The organism is Bacillus gaemokensis (assembly GCF_001590835.1).
GTDB lineage: Bacteria > Bacillota > Bacilli > Bacillales > Bacillaceae_G > Bacillus_A > Bacillus_A gaemokensis.
The window spans coordinates 54,142-76,385 of record NZ_LTAQ01000067.1 but is presented as its reverse complement, the minus strand read 5'-3'; the positions used below and the strand labels follow the sequence as shown (position 1 = coordinate 76,385).

20 protein-coding genes, 6 pseudogenes and 1 other annotated feature are annotated in these 22,244 nt (G+C 33.3%); of the genes and pseudogenes, 18 read left to right on the top strand and 8 right to left on the bottom strand.

Features of this window, described 5'->3' with window-relative positions; all coding sequences use genetic code 11:
* The first annotated feature begins 36 nt into the window (after window positions 1–36).
* Window positions 37–531, top strand: a complete 495-nt coding sequence (locus AZF08_RS25345) for an NUDIX hydrolase (RefSeq protein ID WP_033675468.1) — start codon at window positions 37–39, stop codon at window positions 529–531.
* A 248-nt stretch (window positions 532–779) separates the two neighbouring features.
* Here the strand turns inward: AZF08_RS25345 and AZF08_RS25340 are convergent, their stop codons facing one another.
* Entirely contained in the window at window positions 780–1,631 is an 852-nt protein-coding gene (locus tag AZF08_RS25340; protein WP_033675469.1) for a hypothetical protein, read from the bottom strand.
* Between the two features lie 154 nt (window positions 1,632–1,785).
* On the opposite strand from AZF08_RS25340, the gene AZF08_RS25335 reads away from it, so the two are divergent.
* The 3 genes and pseudogenes from AZF08_RS25335 to AZF08_RS32420 all read left to right on the top strand — a co-directional run.
* Window positions 1,786–2,295: a GNAT family N-acetyltransferase gene (locus AZF08_RS25335; protein WP_033675470.1), complete on the top strand. Its 510-nt coding sequence runs from the start codon at window positions 1,786–1,788 to the stop codon at window positions 2,293–2,295.
* Window positions 2,296–2,616: 321 nt separating this feature from the next.
* Window positions 2,617–2,955 (top strand): YmaF family protein, encoded by a 339-nt coding sequence (locus tag AZF08_RS25330; RefSeq protein ID WP_033675471.1) that lies wholly within the window; start codon window positions 2,617–2,619, stop codon window positions 2,953–2,955.
* Window positions 2,956–3,027: 72 nt separating this feature from the next.
* Window positions 3,028–3,135: pseudogene (locus tag AZF08_RS32420) on the top strand (DUF2935 domain-containing protein); the annotation flags it as partial.
* Window positions 3,136–3,303: 168 nt separating this feature from the next.
* Here AZF08_RS32420 and AZF08_RS25325 read toward each other — a convergent pair.
* Window positions 3,304–4,703: pseudogene (locus AZF08_RS25325) on the bottom strand (HD domain-containing protein).
* A gap of 369 nt (window positions 4,704–5,072) precedes the next feature.
* On the opposite strand from AZF08_RS25325, the gene AZF08_RS25320 reads away from it, so the two are divergent.
* The 3 genes from AZF08_RS25320 to AZF08_RS25310 all read left to right on the top strand — a co-directional run bounded on the left by AZF08_RS25320 (window position 5,073) and on the right by AZF08_RS25310 (window position 7,798).
* Window positions 5,073–6,206, top strand: a complete 1,134-nt coding sequence (locus tag AZF08_RS25320; protein ID WP_033675472.1) for an RNA-guided endonuclease InsQ/TnpB family protein — start codon at window positions 5,073–5,075, stop codon at window positions 6,204–6,206.
* Window positions 6,207–6,482: 276 nt separating this feature from the next.
* A complete protein-coding gene (locus AZF08_RS25315; RefSeq protein ID WP_033675473.1) occupies window positions 6,483–7,433 on the top strand; it encodes a hypothetical protein in 951 nt (316 codons plus the stop codon).
* 215 nt (window positions 7,434–7,648) lie between these two features.
* The gene (locus tag AZF08_RS25310) at window positions 7,649–7,798 is read left to right on the top strand and encodes an aspartyl-phosphate phosphatase Spo0E family protein (protein ID WP_033675474.1); all 150 of its coding nucleotides are present in this window, start codon (window positions 7,649–7,651) and stop codon (window positions 7,796–7,798) included.
* Between the two features lie 12 nt (window positions 7,799–7,810).
* Here the strand turns inward: AZF08_RS25310 and AZF08_RS31905 are convergent, their stop codons facing one another.
* Window positions 7,811–7,933 (bottom strand): hypothetical protein, encoded by a 123-nt coding sequence (locus tag AZF08_RS31905; protein ID WP_265182911.1) that lies wholly within the window; start codon window positions 7,931–7,933, stop codon window positions 7,811–7,813.
* 342 nt (window positions 7,934–8,275) lie between these two features.
* On the opposite strand from AZF08_RS31905, the gene AZF08_RS25305 reads away from it, so the two are divergent.
* A complete protein-coding gene (locus AZF08_RS25305) occupies window positions 8,276–9,676 on the top strand; it encodes a protoporphyrinogen oxidase (RefSeq protein ID WP_033675475.1) in 1,401 nt (466 codons plus the stop codon).
* A 117-nt stretch (window positions 9,677–9,793) separates the two neighbouring features.
* Here the strand turns inward: AZF08_RS25305 and AZF08_RS25300 are convergent.
* Window positions 9,794–10,949: pseudogene (locus tag AZF08_RS25300) on the bottom strand (IS3 family transposase).
* Window positions 10,950–11,079: 130 nt separating this feature from the next.
* Window positions 11,080–11,637, bottom strand: coding sequence for a hypothetical protein (locus AZF08_RS25290; RefSeq protein ID WP_033675477.1), 558 nt, complete (start codon window positions 11,635–11,637; stop codon window positions 11,080–11,082).
* Window positions 11,638–11,924: 287 nt separating this feature from the next.
* Window positions 11,925–12,141, top strand: a binding site (T-box leader).
* Window positions 12,142–12,194: 53 nt separating this feature from the next.
* Between AZF08_RS25290 and tyrS the strand changes: the two genes are divergently transcribed.
* Together tyrS and AZF08_RS25280 are read left to right on the top strand one after the other, a co-directional pair.
* A complete protein-coding gene (tyrS, locus tag AZF08_RS25285; protein WP_033675478.1) occupies window positions 12,195–13,445 on the top strand; it encodes a tyrosine--tRNA ligase in 1,251 nt (416 codons plus the stop codon).
* Between the two features lie 141 nt (window positions 13,446–13,586).
* On the top strand, window positions 13,587–14,141 hold the full coding sequence (locus tag AZF08_RS25280; protein ID WP_033675479.1) for a GNAT family N-acetyltransferase: 555 nt from the start codon (window positions 13,587–13,589) through the stop codon (window positions 14,139–14,141).
* 139 nt (window positions 14,142–14,280) lie between these two features.
* Here AZF08_RS25280 and AZF08_RS25275 read toward each other — a convergent pair whose 3' ends face one another.
* Window positions 14,281–14,466, bottom strand: a complete 186-nt coding sequence (locus AZF08_RS25275) for a cold-shock protein (protein WP_000286198.1) — start codon at window positions 14,464–14,466, stop codon at window positions 14,281–14,283.
* Window positions 14,467–14,554: 88 nt separating this feature from the next.
* On the bottom strand, window positions 14,555–14,758 hold the full coding sequence (cspD, locus tag AZF08_RS25270) for a cold-shock protein CspD (protein WP_000176367.1): 204 nt from the start codon (window positions 14,756–14,758) through the stop codon (window positions 14,555–14,557).
* Between the two features lie 494 nt (window positions 14,759–15,252).
* On the opposite strand from cspD, the gene AZF08_RS25265 reads away from it, so the two are divergent.
* The 8 genes and pseudogenes from AZF08_RS25265 to AZF08_RS25235 all read left to right on the top strand — a co-directional run bounded on the left by AZF08_RS25265 (window position 15,253) and on the right by AZF08_RS25235 (window position 20,818).
* Entirely contained in the window at window positions 15,253–16,155 is a 903-nt protein-coding gene (locus AZF08_RS25265; RefSeq protein ID WP_033675480.1) for a CPBP family intramembrane glutamic endopeptidase, read from the top strand.
* 22 nt (window positions 16,156–16,177) lie between these two features.
* A pseudogene (locus AZF08_RS25260) lies at window positions 16,178–16,819 on the top strand (chloramphenicol acetyltransferase).
* Between the two features lie 509 nt (window positions 16,820–17,328).
* Window positions 17,329–17,934, top strand: a complete 606-nt coding sequence (locus AZF08_RS25255) for a PRK06770 family protein (RefSeq protein ID WP_033675481.1) — start codon at window positions 17,329–17,331, stop codon at window positions 17,932–17,934.
* Window positions 17,935–18,082: 148 nt separating this feature from the next.
* A complete protein-coding gene (locus AZF08_RS25250; RefSeq protein ID WP_033675482.1) occupies window positions 18,083–18,505 on the top strand; it encodes a MarR family winged helix-turn-helix transcriptional regulator in 423 nt (140 codons plus the stop codon).
* 138 nt (window positions 18,506–18,643) lie between these two features.
* Window positions 18,644–18,817, top strand: a complete 174-nt coding sequence (locus tag AZF08_RS30605) for a hypothetical protein (RefSeq protein WP_156029123.1) — start codon at window positions 18,644–18,646, stop codon at window positions 18,815–18,817.
* Window positions 18,789–18,998, top strand: a pseudogene (locus AZF08_RS25245) (MFS transporter); the annotation flags it as partial. The gene AZF08_RS30605 and the pseudogene AZF08_RS25245, both read left to right, overlap by 29 nt.
* A 176-nt stretch (window positions 18,999–19,174) precedes the next feature.
* Window positions 19,175–19,564 (top strand): VOC family protein, encoded by a 390-nt coding sequence (locus tag AZF08_RS25240; RefSeq protein ID WP_033675484.1) that lies wholly within the window; start codon window positions 19,175–19,177, stop codon window positions 19,562–19,564.
* 294 nt (window positions 19,565–19,858) lie between these two features.
* Window positions 19,859–20,818: pseudogene (locus tag AZF08_RS25235) on the top strand (PLP-dependent cysteine synthase family protein).
* A 475-nt stretch (window positions 20,819–21,293) separates the two neighbouring features.
* Here the strand turns inward: AZF08_RS25235 and AZF08_RS25230 are convergent.
* Window positions 21,294–22,175, bottom strand: coding sequence for a LysR family transcriptional regulator (locus AZF08_RS25230; protein ID WP_033675485.1), 882 nt, complete (start codon window positions 22,173–22,175; stop codon window positions 21,294–21,296).
* Window positions 22,176–22,244: the final 69 nt, after the last annotated feature.

Genomic DNA, 22,244 nt, shown 5'->3' with positions numbered 1-22,244 from the left:
GATGCAGTAGATATTATACAATCGGGGAGAATTTCAATGGCAGATATTACATTTACAAAAGAAGCAGAACGTTTTGTGTATAGAGTTGCAGGAATTTTAATTCACGATAATAAATTATTAGTTATGAAGGATGAAAATTATTTTTGTTATTATATTCCAGGCGGGAAAGTCGCTTTGCAAGAGTTAAGTACGGATGCAATTACAGGAGAGCTACGAGAGGAACTAAAGATTGATGTGCATGTCGGTAGAATGCTTTGGCTAGTTGAGAACTTTTTCAAAGAAGATGTCTGTGATGAAATTTTTCATGAAATAAGTTTTTATTATTTAGTAGAATTGAAAGATGATGAAATTTTAAAAAGAGGAAATGAATTTGTTATGATAGAAGAAGGAAAACATGAACTTGTTTTCTACTGGAAACCGTTAGAGGAAATTAAAGATTTATATCTATATCCGTTATTTCTAAAAGAGCGGATATTAAATTTACCTAATGGTATTGAGCATATAGTTGAGAATAAATTATTGGATAAGTAGGTTAAAGACTATTAAAGTGATTTAATAGTCTTTAAAATGAACTCTTTTATTATATGATTTTTATTGTATTAATAGATTTGTAAGAGAGTTTGAAATGAACATACTTTAATCTGTGTCTTGTTCCATCTGTTTTCTAATTTTATCAATTTTTTTATTGGTAGACTTTTAAGAGATTTGATCATATTTGAAACATGTACAAAAAAGTCACCATACTATGAACTGCCCTTTCTTTATTTTTGTAAATAGATTCAAGGAATCGTAATGACAAAAGGCACAGTAATTATTTTACCTTTATGTTGAAATTGTCCCCATATTTTATAAGTACCACTAGTAGGGAATTCGGTATAGAACATAGCTTCAGGTCCCATTGTTTTTGAATCTGCCGGATGTACATGAAGGTACTTTTCAGTATCCTCACTTAAAATGACAACATGCCCAATGGCCCCTAAGTAGTTTTCAAGATCAGTAATGGGTTTCTTCGTAGATGCATCTGATAGGTTAAATTTAAGCATAACTTCCTTACTAGGCTTTATTTCACCATCATAACTTAGTGAAATTTCTTTTCCATCCACAATCTTTACGAATGATTTATCTGCTTGAAGAGGCTCTAACTTCGGCGTAGATCCTGCAACTTTGATTGCATGTGTTTTCGTAGTTTGAGAACTGCCTTTTGGAATAAAATCAGATATAAGTTTGTATTCGCCGCTTTTAGGGAAGTTTACATTCACACTAAATTTCCCTTTCCCATCATATGTTGGATGAATGTGATTAAAATAAGATAAATCTTTACTCACTACAATTAGATGCATTTTCTTCTCATGATTTATTTCATAGTCTTCAATAGGTTTGTTTTGATTATTTTTAATTTCAATTGTTAACTTTTCTTGTTTGTTTTCTTTAGGAGTGGAAGAGGATAAATGCCATGAGATATTTACATCCTGAGCTTTCTTTTCAGTATGAGCGGCATGTTCAGTATTTTTCTTATTCTTCGTCTCTTGTTGAAAAGGTGAATTTTTTGAATCCGATTGGTTGTTACACCCTGTAAAAATCCCCGCTATTATAAGCATGCATAAACCTATTACAAATATTTTTTTCTTCATTTTCGTACCTCCCATGTTCATGATTAATGATGTTTTGAAATAAGATTGAGAGTATAGGATAACAATGAAAAATCAAGAAATTAAGGATTTTCAAGTAGGATTCTCTTGTAGTATAAAGAATCTTTATTGTATGAGTTGAAAAGGAGGTAATATGATGGAAGTTACAATTCGCGCAGTAGAGATACAAGACGCTAGAGCAATTCATCGTATATGCACACAAAATGATGTTTTACCTTATATGGTTTTCTTGCCTAGTATGAGGGTGGATGCGATGGAAAATAGAATTCGAAATTTAGCCCCTAACCAATTTGAATTTGTAGCAGAGTATGACGGTATAGGTGTTGGATTTGTTGGTTTGACCCAAGGGCAAGGTAGAAGATCTCATGTGGGAGATTTATTTATAGGGGTAGATAGCGAATATCATAATAAAGGAATTGGAAAAGCATTGCTTACGAAAATGCTGGATCTTGCAGATAATTGGTTACTGCTGGAGAGGGTGGAGTTAGGTGTTTTAGAAATAAATCCTGGTGCAAAAAGATTATATGAAAAGTTTGGATTTGTAGAAGAGGGTGTAAAGAAAGGGAATTTAAAAGCGCAAGGGAAGTTCGTTGATGAGATTATGATGAGTCGTCTTCGTCCAAACGGTTTACTTGTACATAATTAAAAAAATGTGTAATTGCAAGAAAGTTGTTCGTTAAAAAATGAAAAACCTTGTTAAATTGTATGAGAAAAGTATAACAATTTAACAAGGTTTTTTTGCGTTAGGCAACAAATAAAAGAAGCAAAATACTTCACAATTTACATGTATACTGTCCGATAAAAATATTTGTATAGACCTACTCTCTTTTTGTTTGATAATTTAAATAAATTGATATAAAAATAAGTAATCAGCAAGTGGTTGGATAAATAATGGTAGGAATCATCTTGACATTGGAAGCATATGAGTTTATAGAATTTATTTTTGTGTATAAGGGGAATGAGTAGAATGAACAGGGTAGGGAAAAATGACTTTGTTTCTGGATTTGTACCAAATCATAACCATGGATCAGTGGATTATACATCTATTGAAGCGGGACACGTACATCAATGTTTAGATGTTACATCCCCACCAATTCAAGCGCAGGATGGAGGGCATGTTCATTATACAGAAGGATATGTTGTTTTCGAGGATGGACATACGCACTATTACAAGGCGTACTCTGGCCCAGCAATTCCAGTTGGAAATGGGATGCATGTTCATTATTACGATTTTTATACAACGGAAGATAATGGGCATAAACACCGTATTAAGGGAGTAGATCAGCCCGCCCCAGGTGATAAATAAGGAAAATGCGATTGTTAAGAAGTGGTTTTTATTTCTGTGTTCATTTTGGACTGTAAGCATTAAAAACCTTGAAAAATTCGTAATGTAATGAATCCATTATTAGCTGATCACGTTACAAGAGAGGCGGAGTACTTCCTCTTTATGGTTCATGTTTTGGAACAACGATTAAAACAAAGATAAATGGAACAATCTGTACAGTGACAAAATGCTTTATTTCATAATTTTTTTATCCCTTTCTTTTGATAGGGATTTTTGTGTTATGTAATAAAGTGAAATTTAAAGTCTTTAAAAGTCCCTTCAGAGATCTGAAGAGACTTTCCATTTACATAATTAGTGTTTATTAGAAGTTTATCCTTGTAACTCTTTATTAATTTCAAGCTGAGCTTTAGAGGTATTCGCAAAATTTAACCAATCGGTCCTCACTTTACTTTTATTATCAGTAATCCAAAGTTCGACAATATCTAGATGCGAAACATTTGTTGTTATTGTTTTTTTTATACCATTAATTTTAGCACCTGACATGTGTTTAGCAATCTCGGGATTTAGAGCAAAAGCAAAGTCAATTACAGTAGCACCTTGTGGCAGATGTATGGGATCTAATTTAGGTGTAAATACAACAATGGTATCTTGAAATAATTCAAATGATACTAAATCATAAAATTCTAGAGCGTCTTGAGTTACTAAATCATTCGTTGCGATAGACTGGTTCATCAACTTATCAATGATGTCTTGCATCTCCTTATCAGTTATACTTTTTGTAAGAATGTAGAAAAACCCTTTATCTCTTATCTCCTGATTTATTTTTGTTTGGATACATATCACTACCTCATGATCATTTATTTCCACCTTAGTCTTTAAGTATTTGTTTAATACATCGTTTTCAATTGCTATATGATCTTCAAATTGATGAGGAACTGGTTTATATAGTTGATGTATGATTCCTAACATTTTATAACAGTTCAAATTGCTTGAGGTTGTGATGACTATCTTTGATATTGTAGCTAAGTCTTGCATGTCTTGAAGACGAGAATAAGCTGTATAAATGGGACTCACTTCATAGTCTACTTCAAACATTAAAAGCGGCTCTTGAAAGCTATTTATGTCTTGAATGATATTTTGAGACATATCCTCTAGTAATTGAACATAATTCTGTAAAAGTATTTTCATGCCCTTATATTTAGAATGATTAAGATGAAAAAAACTTAAATCTTCTAACTCTCGTTGAATATGTAATAATCCTAACCTTTTACATATAGGAGAAAAAATTTTGAGTGTTTCATTTGCATAAGGAACTTGTTTCTTTACAGTTTTCACCTGTAAAGTTCTCATATTATGGAGACGATCTACCACTTTTATAATAGCTACTCATATATCTGCTTGTGTAGCTAACAATAACTTCTTTAAATTAATTGCTTCATACTCTTCTTTACTGGGAATCTGTTTTTTATCCGCTTTGGTTAATCCTTCGACAATATCGGCTACCTTTTCGCCAAACGTACTAAGTATATCCTCAATTGTGTAATCTGTATCTTCCACCAATCATGTAGTAATGCTGCTACTAAAGTTGTGATATCCGCTTTACAATCTAGCAGAATCTCTGTAACTGCAAATGGGTGAGTAATATAAGGCTCACCTGAAACTCGAAATTGACCTTCATAAGCTTTCTCTGCGACATATATAGCAGTATTCAACTGTTCTAATTCTGATTTATGTAGATAGGAGGCTTTTTTTATCAATTCTTTTTTCATATTTTCACCTTCATCATATTAATTTTCTTATGTTCATCCTAATAATATTATAATTCGTTTTTTAAAAGTGAAATACCTCTCTAAACGATGAGAGATTACCATAACGGATTATTATATAGAGTCAAAAATGACGAAAAATAGTTTGATATATGATATATTTTAACAGTACTCCAACAGAAGTCCCCTTCCTCAAGTACGTGCAGGGCATAGTCCAGGTGGTAGGGAGGGGATGAATGTTGGTCGTGCACAGCACGAAGTTTCTATTTCCTTTTTATGTAATTCCATGTATGCTAGCACTAGAAAACAAGAACATACATTCTTCTTTGTATTTAGGAATTTGAAACACTATAACGAAAAAAGAGAAAGGTGATGACAATGTTGCTAAGCCAAAAATACGAGATTTTCCCAATGAAAGAACAAAAAGAAACGCTAGGCCGTTGGCTACAATATTGTCGTCAAACCTACAACTCTGCTCTTTTAGATAAACAGAGGAAATATAAAGAAAACAAACAATTGTACACACGTTTTGATATGCAAAAGCAACAAACAATGGATAAGAAGATGTATCCTTTCCTAAAAGAAGTGCCATCACAGCCCTTACAAGAAGTATTTTTACGATTGGAAAAGGCATATGATGGCTTTTTTCGTGGAGATGCCAACTACCCAAAATTGAAAAAGTATAAAGATTATAATAGTCTTACTTTCACTCAATTTGGATTCAAACCGAATGGGAAATATCGCTTGGTGATGTCATTTGCAGAGAACGGAAAATTATACAACAAACGATTAGGAGAAATAGATATCTTTCTTCATCGTCCGATAGAAGGAACCATTAAGCAACTGATTATCAAACGCCAATCCAAGAGATGGTATGCTATTTTTAGTGTCGAAAGACAAGTTGTACCTTCCTCTGTTGTGATAGAAAATGCAATTGGTATAGATGTAGGACTTCAGAAATATGCTGTTCTTTCAAATGAAACTGTATTTGAAAATCCAAGATTTCTTCTGCAAAAAGAAAAGCAACGGAGAAAAGCACAGCGTAATCTTTCGAAGAAAAAGAAAGGCTCTGCGAACTATAAGAAACAAGTAGAGCGGATTCGTAATCTTCACGAAAAGGTAGCGAATCAAAGAAAAGATTTTTTACACAAATTAAGTTATCATCTCACGCAAGTGTATTCGGTGATTTGTATAGAAAATCTTGATATTCGCAAGATGGTTCGGAATCGAAAAGTGTCGAAGTCGATTTCTGATGCGGGCTGGGGCGCTTTTCGTAAGATGCTTTTGTATAAGTGCGAGAAATTTGGAGGGCTACTTGTGAAAGTAGATCCAGCATACACATCACAAGATTGTTCGAGCTGTGGGAATCGTGTGAAAAAATCACTTTCGATTCGGACACATATTTGTACAAAGTGTGGAATGGTATTAGACAGAGATCATAATGCAAGTCTAAACATTTTGCGAAAAGGGTTAGAACAATTACTTGTGAGAACGACTGAAGACTGAAACTGTAGGGCAAGGTTGTGTCCAAACAGTATAAACGACGCCTGTGGAGAGTATGTAAGACTGCTTGGATTCATAAGCAGCAAAACAGGAAGCCCCTTCTTCAAACGACTCGTAAGAGTGTTAAGGAGGGGTCATTCACCGATGGAGTTATATTATAAGTATTTTGTGCTATAGAAAGGAATTTAGTATCATAGAGTAGTTGATGTGCAAATTCTTTGTGTAAGTAATATGTGATTCGGTAAAAATTCAAAAGAATGATGAGAAAGAGGAGTAGGGATGCAAGATACAAATGTTTTGAAAAGGGGACTTTCAATTGTTTCTCGATGTAAAAAAGAAACAAAAGATATTTGGCATGCGCATTTTGGTGTGGCAGCTATCGCTAGTTACTTTTTTAGTAAAGAGAACAATCTCGCTTTAGATACGGTTAATCAGATTAGCTCCCAAACTACAGCTATGCTTAATAAACATGCTTTAGGAGAGACAATTGATGTAATGCATGGAGTTGATTTTCAAAAAGCTGAAGATATGATTCTAACAGCTTTAGAAAAAAACATTAATGGTCTTCACTGGGTGGGACACAATGTTATTTATACTGCTTTAAGTTTATTAGCAATTCGTGAACTTCATAATTGGGGAACACAGGAAGATATTGAAGGTATAGCAGATCTCATTCTTTCTTTTGAAAAAACGATTCCAGGGAGATCCTGGATTGGCTTTTCAACTTCGGAAGTGAAGAGACTTCAAATAAACAACAATGATACCATTTCTTCCATCAATAATCCGGAAAAGTTATCAGAGTTTATTTTAAAAGAACTATCACAATTTAAAGTCATTTATAAGGCGGAGGCACATCATGATTTAATTGGACATATGCTTACCTTCTCACATGCCTTGAATATTTTACACGATTTGGGTCATGTTTCATTTTTTAAGAAAGGTTTAGTTTCTCTCTTAAAACTAGTTCAGGTTCTTAGGGAAAGTCAAAATCTCAAATTAGATGAGCCCATTAAATTAAATTCTCCTGTCGATTGCCTACCTTTAGTTAGGAAAAAACAAGCAACGGCGTTACCGACGGAAGAATTATTTTGGCTTAAAGATCACAGCCATTCAGATTGGGATTTTGGGCATCAATTTAAATTTTCACTTAGTTATTTTAACCATTTACAGAGAGCTTCTGGATATAAAGATTCAACAATGGAGAATTTTCGTTACATTATCAGCTTTTAGCGGGTAAGCTACGAGTAGGAAATGATGCTTCTAAGTTTCTTTTTTCTTTTGACATAGCATATACTTTCTTGCATTCGCCTTATTTTTGATTGATCGGCATTTACTCGTTTTTTCTTAAAGATGTAAGATTTACATAAACATGACACTTTTACTTATTATGTAAGTGGTTTATACTAGAGTACATATCTTTTTAAATTGGAGCGAGTAAATACGACATGGAGCTGAGAAAATTAGAGCAGATTATTGAAGTGAAAAAAGACGAGCTTTTTAAACTTGTTTCAAATTATGGATTTCAACACCAAAAAGTACTTGAAGTGAGCCAAGAATTAGATAAGTTAATAAATTGGTTTATGTTATTAAAATGAAAAATGATCACTTTATGTATAAATGATGAAGAAATGATAGTTAATAATTTTATAACCACTAATCTGTAAATAATAATAAAGTGCAATTATTTCCTTATTGAAATATACCTTCTCTGTAGTTTCTAATATAAGCATTATGAACCTCATTTTAGAATCACATCAAGCAATAAAAAATATCTTTTTCACGAAACAACTGATGTTTCAAATCTACAAGTACCTACATTATGTGTTGCAGGAGGGAGCACAGAGCTGAAGTTCTCGGCTGCGGTTTCTTTTGAAAAATTAAATTCTGAAATTTAAATTGCTGTTATTCCTTTTGCTAATCAGTTGGTACATGATGATCAACCCGAAATATATTCGCATACACTACATGCCTTTTTAAAGACTATGAAAGCTACTAGTCGAGAAAGCTAACTTTTTTGGGTATAATAATAAAAGGGTTTAATAATCATAGTATCGGTTAGGAGCACAGCAAATATGAAAACAGTTGTTGTCATAGGGGGAGGTATTACAGGACTCTCTACTATGTATTACTTAGAAAGATTAAAAAAGGATTGCAATATAGACGTAGATTTAATCCTTGTAGAGCAAAATAAATATTTAGGCGGAAAAATCCGCAGTTTGAAAGAACAGGATTTTATGATGGAAACGGGAGCAGATTCTATTGTTGCTCGAAATGAAAATGTCATGCCCCTTGTAAAAGAGTTAAACTTAGAGGGTGAAATGGTATATAACGAAACAGGGATTTCATATATCTATTCAAATGATATGTTACATCCTATTCCTTCTGACACTGTATTTGGTATACCTACAAGTGTAGAATCACTATTTAATAGTACGTTAGTTTCAACGAAAGGGAAAATTGTTGCACTGAAAGATTTTATTACAAAGAATAAAGGCTTTACAAAGGATACATCACTTGCGGTGTTTTTAGAGAGTTTCTTAGGGAAAGAATTGGTGGAGAAGCAAATTTCTCCTGTTCTTTCAGGAGTGTATTCTGGTAAATTGAATGAACTTACAATGGCATCCACATTACCATATTTACTTGATTATAAAAATAAATACGGTAGTATTATTAAAGGATTTGAAGTGAATAAAAAACAATTTCAGGCTGCTGGAAATAAAAAGTTTTTATCGTTCAAAAGTGGACTTTCTACGATTATCAATCAGTTAGAAGAAGCATTGACTGAGACAGAAATACGTAAAGGAGTAACAACGACGAATGTAAGTAAAGACGGTGATACATATGAAATTTCTTTCTCGAATCACGAGACCATAAAAGCTGATTACGTTGTTTTAGCTACGCCTCATGATGTGGCACAAACTGTATTACATTCTAATGAATTAGACAGTGATTTCAACAAGTTTAAAAATTCATCCCTTATTAGTATTTATTTAGGATTCGAAATCCCTGATGATCAACTGCCTGCAGATGGTACAGGTTTTATTGTTGCGGAAAATAGTAATTTATATTGCGATGCTTGTACATGGACAAGCCGGAAATGGAAGCATACATCAGATAAACAAAATTTGTTGGTGAGAATGTTTTATAAAAGTTCAAATCCAGCGTATGAAAAAATTAAGCATAATAGTAAAGAGGAATTGATTCAAGTTGCTTTATCTGATATTGAAAAGAGTCTTGGAATTAAGGGCGAACCGCAAACAGTTGAAGTTACGAATTGGAAAGATTTAATGCCAAATTACCATTTAGAACACAATCAGGCAGTTCAATCTTTAAATGAGAAATTATCAGCTGTTTTTCCAAATGTTTATATAGCCGGTGCATCATACTATGGTGTGGGGATTGGCGCTTGTATAGGAAATGGGAAGAAAACAGCAGGTATGATTATGGATACATTACATACCCATTCTAAGTAGTGCAAATGAAAGGGAACTACATAATTAATTTTGTCTAATAAAAAAATATGAGTTTCGAACAAAGCACCCCTCTAAGTTGTGAAGTGAACCCTGAAAATGGGGCATATATCAAAACACCTAAACTACCTGTTCTCTAAATTCTTTAGGGGATAGGTAGTTTAATTTTTCCTGAATTCGCACACAATTGTAGTAATGAATGTATTCTAGCACAGTCTTTCGCACAGTTGTGTTGGATACTTTTGTTAATTTTTGTGAGTAGAAAGCTTCGCTTTTCAAATGTCCGAAGAAGCTTTCCATCACGGCATTATCATGGTAGTTTCCTTTCCGAGACATGCTGGTGATAATGCCTTTTTCTTTGGCATACATTTGGAATTCTTTCGCTGTATAGATGCTTCCTTGATCAGAATGAAGAATGACACCTTCTACATTTCTTCCTTTCATTGCTTGTTTGAGTGTATCCATGGATAATTGAAGATTTGGGGATTCACTTAGCACCCAACTAATAATTTCACGATTAAAGGCATCCATGATTGTAGAAAGATACAGGGTACGTTCTCCAAACATCAAGTATGTCACATCAGTAAACCACTTTTTATTCGGAGCTGATGCCTCAAATTGGCGTGCTAAGAGATGTGGTGCTACCACAGGTTCGGCACCAACTATATACTTCTTGTGCTTGCGACGCACCTCGATAATAAATTGTAACTTTTCATAATTCGTAATACCTTTTTATGATTGATACAAATACCCATTTTTCTAAGAGTAGCTGTAATTCTTCGGTATCCATAACGTAGTTTATGACATAGGCAAACTCTCTTAATCTTCTCCTCAAGTTCGTTTCTGAGAACTTTTGCTTTTTGTAACCAACGATAAAATGTTGAACGTGGTAAATCTAACACTGCGCATAGTTCCTTTACTGTCATTCCAGTTTTTAATTCTTCCCATAGCTTAGCGACAATACTTGGTTTCAACCCCTTTCGATTTCCAGATACTTTCCCAAAACCAGTAGTTTTGTTTTCAAGTGTTTATTTTCTAATCGTAGCTGTTCCACTTCACTTAGCTCTTCAGGTCCTTTCCCATAGGAATATTGTTTTCCGACAGGCTGTTGGACACGATATGTTTGATCCGTGCGATACCATTTCATCCACTGTTTAATTTGACTTACATTTTTAATACCTAATTTCTCCATAATTGTCCGGTTAGAACAACCTTCTTTCTTCATCTCGATTACTTTCCACTTTACTTCTTCTGGATCATGTACTCTTTTCTTCAAATGAAAAACACCTCCGCTTAATTCGCATTTTTAGTATGCGAATTAAGGGGGTGTTTTGTTCATGTCTCATTAATTGGGTTCACTTTAGTTAAGAAGGGTGTTTTGTTCGTTATTATTAAATATTATATCGCTAGTTCACTTTGATCGGAATTTCAGCACGTGTCGTTTCATTTTCTTTAATTGTTAATGTGACATTCCCAGTTTCTTTAAATGAATAAGAGGAAATTCGATAAATCTCTTTTATCTTATGTTTTTTATTGATTTCTTTCGTTGATTTATTGGTTAGTAGGGATAGATTAGGCTTCCACGTTTCTTTTTTACCAGAAGGGTAGTTTATTATAATTTGAGGTTTTTCTAAATGAAGTGGTTTCCAAGAAGCGAAATATAGTTCACTTTCATTTTCTTTTTTGATTAATTGCTCGGAGAAGTAGCCAAATTCACCGATATCACCTAAAACAGTATATGGTTTGTTGTCTATTTGAATGTCTAGAAAGGCAGGCTTATAGGTGGCCGCATGATAAATGCCATAAGAAAGTGATAATACTGAGGCTACGCCAAGTCCAATTATAAATTTCTTTAGGCTGTTTCCTTTGAAACTAGTCATCATGGCTGAATTTGGTGCGAATTTCTGTGCAAATAAAAAGACAAATAAAATAAACAAGAGAGATATACCTATAAAAAAATACATGCTCTGTATTCACCTCCCTTTAGATTATATATAAAATAAAATGATTATAAATATAACTCTTATTTTCAAATCTCAAAGTAATGGAATTGATTGTTTATTTTACATGTTAACATAAATATCCAATTTTAGTATGGTGTAGGTACGGATAAGCAACCAAAAAGGAGAAGAGAACGTATTATCAAACGATTATACATTAATTTCTAACTTGTAAGTAAAATCCAAATATGCTAGAATATCTCCAAGGTTTAAATGATAGATTATTTATTTAATTCTGTATAATAAAATAATGATAAGCGATGATAGGAATCAGTAGCAACTTATCTCCCTGTAACAGAGAGCTGATGTATGGTGTGAATTAGTACAAAGATAAGTGCGAATTACCTCCTTGAGCTTTCTTTGTGAAATAGGTCAGTAGCAAAGAACGGGCAACCGTTATGTGTATGAGCGGAAGAATTAAATTCTTCAACAAGGGTGGTACCGCGTGCAGTTAACCACGTCCCTTTTATAGGGGCGTGGTTTTTTATTATGTAAAAAATGATTAGAGGAGGAGTTAAGCAATGGTTCATGTATTTGATGAATTAACAAGTGAACAACTTCATGAAGTGGAAAGACAATTTTCAACTTATGTATCTGGTACGCAAGAAGTACTACCAGCACAAGAATTGAAAGAAAAAATTGCGAAATCAGTATTGAATCGTATGCCGCTGAAAATTAAATTAGGATTAGATCCTTCAGCTCCAGATGTTCATATTGGTCATACGGTCGTATTAAATAAATTACGTCAATTTCAAGAGAATGGTCATATCATTCAATTAATTATTGGTGATTTCACAGGGAAAATAGGTGATCCTACAGGGAAATCAGTTGCTAGAAAACAATTAACGGATGAAGAAGTGAGGCGGAATGCGAAAACGTACTTTGAACAATTTGGAAAAGTATTAAATATGGAGAAGGTGGAACTGCATTATAACGGAAAATGGCTTACAAAATTAAATTTGGAGGATATTATTCATTTAGCAGGAAAAATAACTGTAGCTCGTTTACTGGAACGAAATGATTTTTCGGAACGATTATCTACTGGGAAACCTATTTCATTACATGAATTTTTCTACTCGCTAATGCAAGGTTACGATTCAATAGAATTAGAAAGTGATGTGGAATTAGGTGGGAATGATCAACACTTTAATGTCTTGATGGGAAGACATCTGCAAGAGCAGTTTGGAAAAGGGAAACAAGTCGTGATTTTACTTCCGTTACTAGAAGGATTAGATGGCGTTGAAAAAATGTCGAAATCGAAAGGGAATTACATCGGGATTGATGAAAGGCCAAATGAAATGTATGGGAAAACAATGTCTGTACCAGATGAACTTATGGTGAAGTATTTTGAACTTGTAACAGATCTTTCTTTAGAAGAGAAGAATCAAATAAAAGAACAGCTGGAAATAGGTACGTTACATCCACGTGATGCAAAAATGCTTTTAAGCAAAACGATTGTAAGGATGTACCATGGGGAAGAGTTGGCAGAAAAAGCAGAACAACATTTTAAAAATGTATTTCAAAAAGGAAATCTTCCAGAAGACGTACCCTGTGTTGCTTGGAACGGAGAAAAAGAGGTACCTATTATAGATTTGCTAGTAACACTCGACTTGCAAAGTTCAAAAAGTGAAGCGAGAAGAATGATAAAAAATGGTGGAATTAAAATGAACGGAGAAAAAGTTGAGGACACGGAATTATTAACAAGCATCCAAGATGGTACGATCGTGCAAGTTGGAAAAAGAAAATTTGTAAGAATAAGTATGAATGAATAAAACATAATGGAAGAGTTTATCTTGCATTAACGGGTAGTAAGAACACCACTGGTGGAAGTTTCACTTTATTATGCGATGAATTCAAAAGGAAAGGAGGTTTTTCTGCTATAATAAATTAGTAGAAAGAAAAGGAGGGTTTTAATGACATTTCCTGTTTTAGAAACAGAACGATTACGATTGGTTGAGATTGATCAATCGTATTGTCAAAAAATATATGAGATTTTTTCGCATAAAGAAGTAACTCGTTATTATGGAATGAATTCTTTTACAGAGTTTGGCCAAGCTTCCCGTATGATTGAATCTTTTTCAAAAAATTATTTTGGGAAACGCGCAATTCGGTGGGGAATGGTTTTAAAAGAAACGAATACTTTAATAGGTACAATTGGGTTAAACAATTTACAACTTTGGAGTAAACGATCTGAGATTGGATATGATCTACATCCTACTTATTGGAGGAAGGGGTATGCATCAGAAGCTGCTCAAGAAATTATTACTTATAGTTTTCAGGAATTAGGCTTATTTAGAATAGGGGCGATTACATATCCTGAAAATGTGGCTTCTTGTAAGATGCTATCCAAAATAGGATTTCATAAAGAGGGACTATTACGTGGATATATTAATCAAGGGGAACAGCAGCATGATGCTTTTATATATTCTATTTTACGAACGGATTGGATAAAAGATTTTGAAATGTAAAAAGGAATCAAGCAGATAAGTGAGCAACATACAGCGTTTAAAAATAGTTATTCATCATTTTTTTGTATGAATAATTGGTTTGAAGAAAATGAAAAATAAAGAACCCCCTTACCAAAAGGTAAGAGGGGTAATGAAATCATTAGCCTAATTTAGGTAATAAACGTTCTCCGCTTTTCATGCTACTTTTACATAAAGGGCATTTTGGCTCCTCTTCAAATGAAAAGTTTTTTCTCATCCATCCTAAACAATCCTCGGCTTCACATTCCCAGACAGGTGTTTGTTCTGGTGGTACTTCTGCCACATCGTTCTTTCTATTTCGATACATGGGACCACTCCTTTTATGTAAAAATTTTAATTATATAAGTAAAAAGGTTGTTAACCGTGCGATGGTAACAACCTTTTTATTGTTTAAATTATAGCTTTACAACGTTTTTAGCTTGAGGTCCGCGGTTGCCATCTTCAACTTCGAAGCTAACTTCTTGACCTTCGTCAAGAGATTTGAATCCATCACCAGTGATAGCAGAGAAGTGAACGAATACATCGTTACCATCTTCAACTTCGATGAAACCGAAACCTTTTTCGCTGTTAAACCATTTTACTTTACCTGTTAATGTCATGGTAAATGCCTCCTAAAAATAAGAAAAATAAATTACAATATGATCCGTCTTATTTCAACGGAAATAAAAATTCACATATTATCAAAAATCCATGAGGAACACTTATTATTCCTAATTGATGCTTGATAATATGTAAAGTGAAATCTGGATGAATTTGACCCTACAACACATCTTACAACAAATGGAGAGAAATAGCAAGTGCTGGAAAAGAAAGTGTGGTTTATTGATTAAATAGAGGGGGCTATACAACTCCATGTACGTACTTCTTTTATAAATAAGGTGATCTAAAACAGTCTCTTACTATGTATTTATAATTTCTTAATCGAATTTACGTATGTGACTTGTAGTTATTTGATAGCAGGAATGGAAAAGAATGATAAACTCAAAGGTTTATTCTTCTAGAAAGTAACAAAAAACATGAGTGTGTTAAAAATTGTTAATTAATCGTAAAATAGGAAATGTTTATGAAGGGATAAAAGGAAGGAGCGATAACTTTGAATAGTAGCCATTTTAAAACGATTCATGCAGCAAAGGAAGGTAGAAAGAAAGTACATCCCATTTTAGCAGTAATATTATCGGTTGTATTTTTAACTCTCGGTGAGTTGTTTATGCTATTTATGTTATTTTTACCAAAAGCAGAAACGACATTTATGAAAGGGATTTATGATAATTTAGGAATGATATTAACGTTTGGAGGAGCAATTTTAATTGTATTTCTATGGGTTCGGTTTGTGGAAAAAAGGTCGTTTTCATCAATTGGTCTTTGGAAAGAAGGATTTTTGAGAAATTATGTAAGAGGAGCTTTAGTAGGGTTTATATTCATATCAATACCGGTATTATTACTTGTAGTAACAGGAATTGTACAACTGCAAATACAGCAATTTACAAGCACAGTTATTTTAGGTATTCTGAGCTCTTTAGTTGCATTTTTAGTACAAGGTGCCACAGAAGAAATTGTTGTTCGTGGTTGGTTATTTCCAGTTATTTCAGTTAGAAGTCGGATATGGGTAGGGGTTGTAGTTACTTCTTTTTTATTTGGATTTCTTCATTTACTCAATCCTGGTATAACCATCCTTTCAATTTCAAATATCATATTAGTTGGTGTATTCGCCGCCTTTTATGTATTAAAAGAGAATAGTCTGTGGGGAATATGCGCGTGGCATTCTATATGGAACTGGGCTCAATACAATGTATATGGTTTTGCGGTGAGCGGTTTAACAATCCACTCTACACCAATATTTAAGTCTGTAACGAATGGGCAAGAAGCATTGCATGGAGGAGCATTTGGAATTGAAGGAAGTGTAATTACAACAATTATGCTTGCTGTTGCTTCAATCGTATTATGGAGGCAAATATGGGGAAGAAGGGAAAAGGAAAAGCAGCGTAATATTGGATAATTTATAGGGGATGAGTTACATCATGGCTATCGTTTGTTTAGAGGGACCGAGTGCGGTTGGGAAAACGACGACATGTCAGCAGTTAGAAGAAGATTATGGTGCGTATATTATTCCTGAGGTCAATCTTCTATTTGAACGTCCTAAGAACGAACACAAAACATGGTATTTAGAGAGACAAGTTGAGCGATGGAATATGGCGGTACGACAATCAAAGAATTATGAAATTGTTATACTTGATGGGGATGTTTTTCAACCGCTAAGTTATAATTGGTGTTTTCATTTCGGAATATTTGATCAACCGTTGTCTTTTTTAGAAGAATTTTATAAAAAAAGCATGATGAAAAGAGAAATTGGGTTTCCAGACCAATATTTTTATTTGTATACAACAGATAGTGAGTTGAGAAAACGAAAAGATTTTGATTATACAAGAAAAAGAAGGAATTTCGAAAAGCATATACATATTGTTAAAGCGCATAAAGAGTAGTATAACAATTTAAATACGATTGAAGAAAGCTACTGTAAGATGATAGAAGCAAAAAGTGTGAAAACAAATGAAACAGAAATAATGAAAGACTTGTTAGGAAGGCAAGTAAATCTAGAACAGCGGTATGATGTTTTTATGTTGAAGACTATTACGAAGTGGTTACAAAAAAATTGTGCATAATAAAACAACGAGTACATCGATACGATGCACTCGTTGTTTTATTATTGATTACTATGTATGGCTATAATGTTTAGATGTTTGGTAGATGGTTTTTAAGATTTGTATATTTGCTTTTTCATTCTTTGCAACAGCTTCCTGGTATGGTAGTAAAAATAGTTGAGACGGTGAAAAGGGAATCTCACCACAAATTTGAATCAAAAACAATGTGTTTCTTATGAAAGAGGGGGAGTATTTCCAATGTAAAATGAAGCAAGTGAAGGATGATGAGTTATATTAAATAAAATCGCGCTATTTTTTCAGAATAATCTTGCAATATTATCCTGAAAAGAAATACAATATAAGGAAATATATGAATATTCCTGTAAAATAGTATTGCAGAGGAGTGGGAATAGATAAAAGACATTTGATGGGAAAATATTTTCAATGGGGAATGTATAGTGAATGATGTTGTGAAATGAGATGGGCATGAAGAGAATGAGTGATGGAATACAGGGGAGGAAACATGCACAATGAGAACACTATTTAAAATACTAGGGATAATTGCTGGGATGGCAGTAGTTGGGGGGGCACTTACTTATGGAATCTTATATTATCTCAATCATAGTAAATCAACTGCTAAAAAAACATCAACAGCTGCTCCAGCAGTAGAAGTATTAGCTGATAGTAAAGTGAAAGCAGAAAATGCGAAGCTTTTAGAGAATGGTAATTATTCGCTGCCAAATAGTGACTTCAACAAAAGCTTTAAGTGGACTGATGAAAAAGTACAAACTGCATTGCATGAAATGGCACATCAAAAAGCAAAAGCGGACCAAAAGTGGGGATATATTTTCATAACGCAAGAACGAATTGAGAGTTTATTAGGAATTATTAAGAGTAGTGATATGAATCATAAAAATACATATGTAGATATTTTAGAGAGATGGAAACAAGGAAAATACGAGAAGGCAGATGCAGATCATAATACGATTTGGAAATTACAAAGTGGAAATCTTGGTGAGGGTAAAGGTGTAATGTCACAAGATGAACAGAAAGAGTTGATTCATAAAGTTTTTATGCAAAAGGGGACATTTTCAGGAAGTACATTAATCGCAAGTGGTGAACAAGATAAAAAATAACCTATAAATAATTTTGAAAAGATTAGATTGTTGCAGACCTTTTCTTGGTGGATGAGAAAAAATTTACCAAGAAAAGGTTATTTTATTTGACATATGAAATAAACAGGAATAAGATTCATATATGAAATAATAAAGGATGGCTTATTAAATGAATATGAATAAAAGAGAATTATATGGAAATATTCGAGATGTCTATCATCAACTGCAAAAAAATTTGGATAAGGCAATTGAAGAGTATGATATAAGCTATGTGCAATTTGGTGTTATTCAAGTGCTTGCGAAGTCTGGAAAGGTTTCTATGTCTAAGCTCATTGAAAATATGGGGTGTGTTCCGAGTAATATGACAACGATGATTCAAAGGATGAAACGAGATGGTTATGTTGCAACAGAAAAAAATCCAAATGATCAACGTGAAACACTCGTCTATTTAACAGAAAAGGGAGAACAGGCAAGAGAAAAGGTAGATGTAAAATATGTACGCTTTTTACAAGAAAATTGTAGTGGCTTTACGGATGAAGAGGAAGAAAAGTTACAAGAGTTGTTATTAAAATGGAAGCGTTATTTAAGTTGATTTTAGTAGGGAAGTAAAAGTGTAACATAAAGTGAAACTTCCATCAGTGGGGGTGTGCTGCTCGTTAACGCGGGATAAAGTTACATTTTTCTTTATATAATATTTCATATATGAAATAAATAATAAGGAGAGTTAGAAATGCAAATGAAATCTATGTTACGTATCTTAGCAGTTGTCGCATTCTTTATCGGTTTAGATTCTTTAATTGTTTCACCATTATTGCCAGCTATTGCACAAACAACAGGAATTCCTGCTGAAAAGGGTGTGCTTTTCATTACAGCATATACGAAGGACTGTTATGGCGTTAAATAGTTTAGCAATGTATGTGGGAATGACGATTGCTTCTGGGACTGCATCGTTTGCTTTGAGTCAGGGGTTACCATTTGTTTCCTTAGGGGTTGTTTGCGCAATTGCTAGTTTACTTGTTTTGCCGATGATTTATTTTCTTGTTAAGGAGAAGGCGGTACCTAAGAAAAATCCAATTGGCATGTAAGATGGAAAGAGGATAGTGGGTATGCCCACATCTCCAGCAAGATAAAGTTTTACTGTTTATTAATCTATAGGCCTTTTGTCTTACTTAATCCTAATCCTAATGGGGGATTTAAATAGTATATTTCTAGCTTATAATAGCAAATGAAAGGATTTTTAAATTTATGAGGAGGGAATTGCATGAAAAATTGGGTTCAGTTTAGAGTTGCAAGACCAACAGATAAATTTGAAGAAGTGATAAATTTCTATGAAACAGGATTGGGCTTAAAACGTATAGGGGAGTTTCAAAATAATGAAGGTTACGACGGGGTAATGTTTGGATTACCTGATGTAGAATATCATTTAGAGTTTACAAGACATGTTAATGGGAGTCCATGTCCTGCTCCCACAAAAGATAACTTACTTGTTTTTTATATGCCTGATAAAGATGAAATTGAAAAAATGACTAATAGACTAAATAAAATAGGATATTATGAAGTCGAACCAGAAAACCCGTATTGGAAAGAAAAAGGAACTACAATAGAAGACCCTGATGGTTGGAGAATTGTATTAATGAATACAGATGGATAAAGTAAGATTTTATAAAGTAATGACTCTAGTAATAACAGAATGTAGCAAAATTTTTGTTCTTCATCCCTACAACATTTGTAGGGATTTTTATGTAAAAAAAGCATTATTCTGAGCATACTTTTGAACATAAAGATATATTACTATTAAGATAATGCGGTTTAAATCAGTATCAATAAATGTGGTCTATTATATAAAAGAAATAAATAAATCTGGCCAAATGATTTTCTAAAATATAAAGATCACTTGACCAGACATTAAATTAGTAAGAATGAGAAGTTAAGGAGGTATGGGAATATGATATTAAACCACTTTGAAGAATTTTCTCGAAAAGTCGGAAATACACCTCTAATTAAATTAGAGTGTGAAGAAACAAAGGATTTTTCTATTTATGCTAAATGTGAATGGCATAATCCTACAGGATCAATCAAAGATAGAGCAGCACTTGGAATGATAAAAAAATATATGGAAGAAACGAATAAAAAACTACACATTTTAGAGTACAGTGGGGGGAACTTAGCGAAATCCATAGGTCAGATTTGCTATCACCTAGGTATTGAGTGTACCTTAGTGTTAAGTTCCGGGTCAGGGAAATCTCTATTAAATGAATTAGATAATTATGGAGCTAAAACTGTTTTGGTTGATAAATCAAAGGGCTTTTATTCAGTTATTGAGAAGGCAATAGAGATTAGCAAACAAAACCCACATTACTATTTTTTATTTCAACACTATAATAATGCTAATCTTTTAAGTCATATAGAGGGAACGGGCCGAGAAATTATTAGTCAAATGGATGGGAAATCAGTTAACGCTTGGGTTGCATCTGCTGGAACAGGTGGAACTTTAATGGGAGTATATCAAGTGGTAAAGGAGTATACACCAAGTATTGAGCTACATTTGGTCATGCCTGCGGAACTACCTTACGGTTCTGAACAGCCTCCAAACGGCTTAAAGAAATATGCTGGATCAGGCGGATTGGGTTTAGGTAGGAAATAACATTTTTTAGAAAAGGAAGATTATTTGATAAATAAGCAATGGAATTATTCATATGAAGATACTTTGTATGAAATGGCACGTTTTTATAATGAAACTGGAATTAAAATAGGTACGTCTGCTGCAGCAAACCTATTAGCTGCTAAACAAATTGGGAGAGAAAAAGGGGCCGGATTTAATGTTGTTACAGTTTTTCCAGATGCGGGATCTATAGAAGAGTGGTTAGATGTAGAAAATTTATTAGTAAAAAAAGAAGGGAGCTAGGTAATTATAATTGAATGAAATCAATTTATTAAAGTAAGTAGGGTATGAATTAATATAGAATTATCCTACAATTATCAAAGATTTTTCTTCATTTTTTATCTTTAGGAGAGAAACGGACAGAAATTACATTGATATGAAAGGAAAACAATAATATCTTGTGTTTCCTATATTATTGTTTCGCATCTCATAATAATGCCGCTTAATTCAAAAAATGAAACAATGATTTGATATCCTTTGAATTAGAGGTTTGCTGCTCGTTTTATTCAGATTCCGGAGCGTGTGGGGTAAACTAAAAAATCTCAAAAACTATCGTTTTTTGAGATTTTTTTAATCTTAAGATATTGAAACATTATTGTTAATCTAGCTAGAGTAATAAATAAATTAGCTAGAATATGGACGAGAGTTAACCAACCGCGAAGGGTGAAGAAAATCTTCGTTGATGGAAGGTTTCACTTTATGTAAAATAATCTATTTTTTAATTTGGCTCCGTTTCCAGCTCTCCTAATATTGTAAGGAAAGATTGTAACACGGGCGATATCCATCTGGATTTATGATGGATAGCATGACTCTTTATAGGCAGTGGTACTTCGATAGGTTTAAATGCTAATTGTTTTTTGTTACAGTTCTCTTTTACAACGATATAAGGGAGGATAGCAATGCCTAATCCACACATAACGGATTGTTTAATGACTTCAACACTCGAACTTTCAAATGTTCTCTCAGGAAGTTTTCCGTTTATATGTAAATAGTGATCTACCATTGCCCTGTATCCACAACTTTTCTCTGTATAAATAAATTGATAGTCCCTTAAAAGATCCAATGGATTTTCACGTGAGGCTAAATTAGTAGGCAAAATCCATCCGAACGTCTCATTAACTAATATTGTTGTAGAGAACTCATCGTACTCCATAGATTCTTCAATCAAGAAGGCGATATCTGTTTCAGCATCTCGTAGCTTTTTAAGTGCTTGTTCATTCGTAGCTGTCTCAAGAATAATATTTACTTTAGGATTCCTCTGCTTATATGTTTGTAATACGTGAGGTAATCGGTAAACAGCTAAAGATTCATTTGCTGTAATGGTAAGTGTCCCTTTAGGATGATTGCTATCTTGTGGTATTTCTTGTGCTTTTTCGTATATAGCTAGTAATTCTAATGCATACGGATGAAAATGGTGTCCTGCCTTCGTGAGAAGTACTTTTTTTCCTAATCGATCGAAGAGAGGAGTGTGTAAATCGTTTTCTAGTGCTTTAATGTGTGTTGTCACAGTAGATTGTGCATAGTCTAATGCATGAGCCGCCTTTGAGAATCCACCATATTTGATGACAGCACAAAATGTTTTTACATGTCTCATTTCCATAGATAAACCCTCTTTTTAGTATCATGATTTATGAACGATTATATCATATATTTCAATTTCTCAAATGGT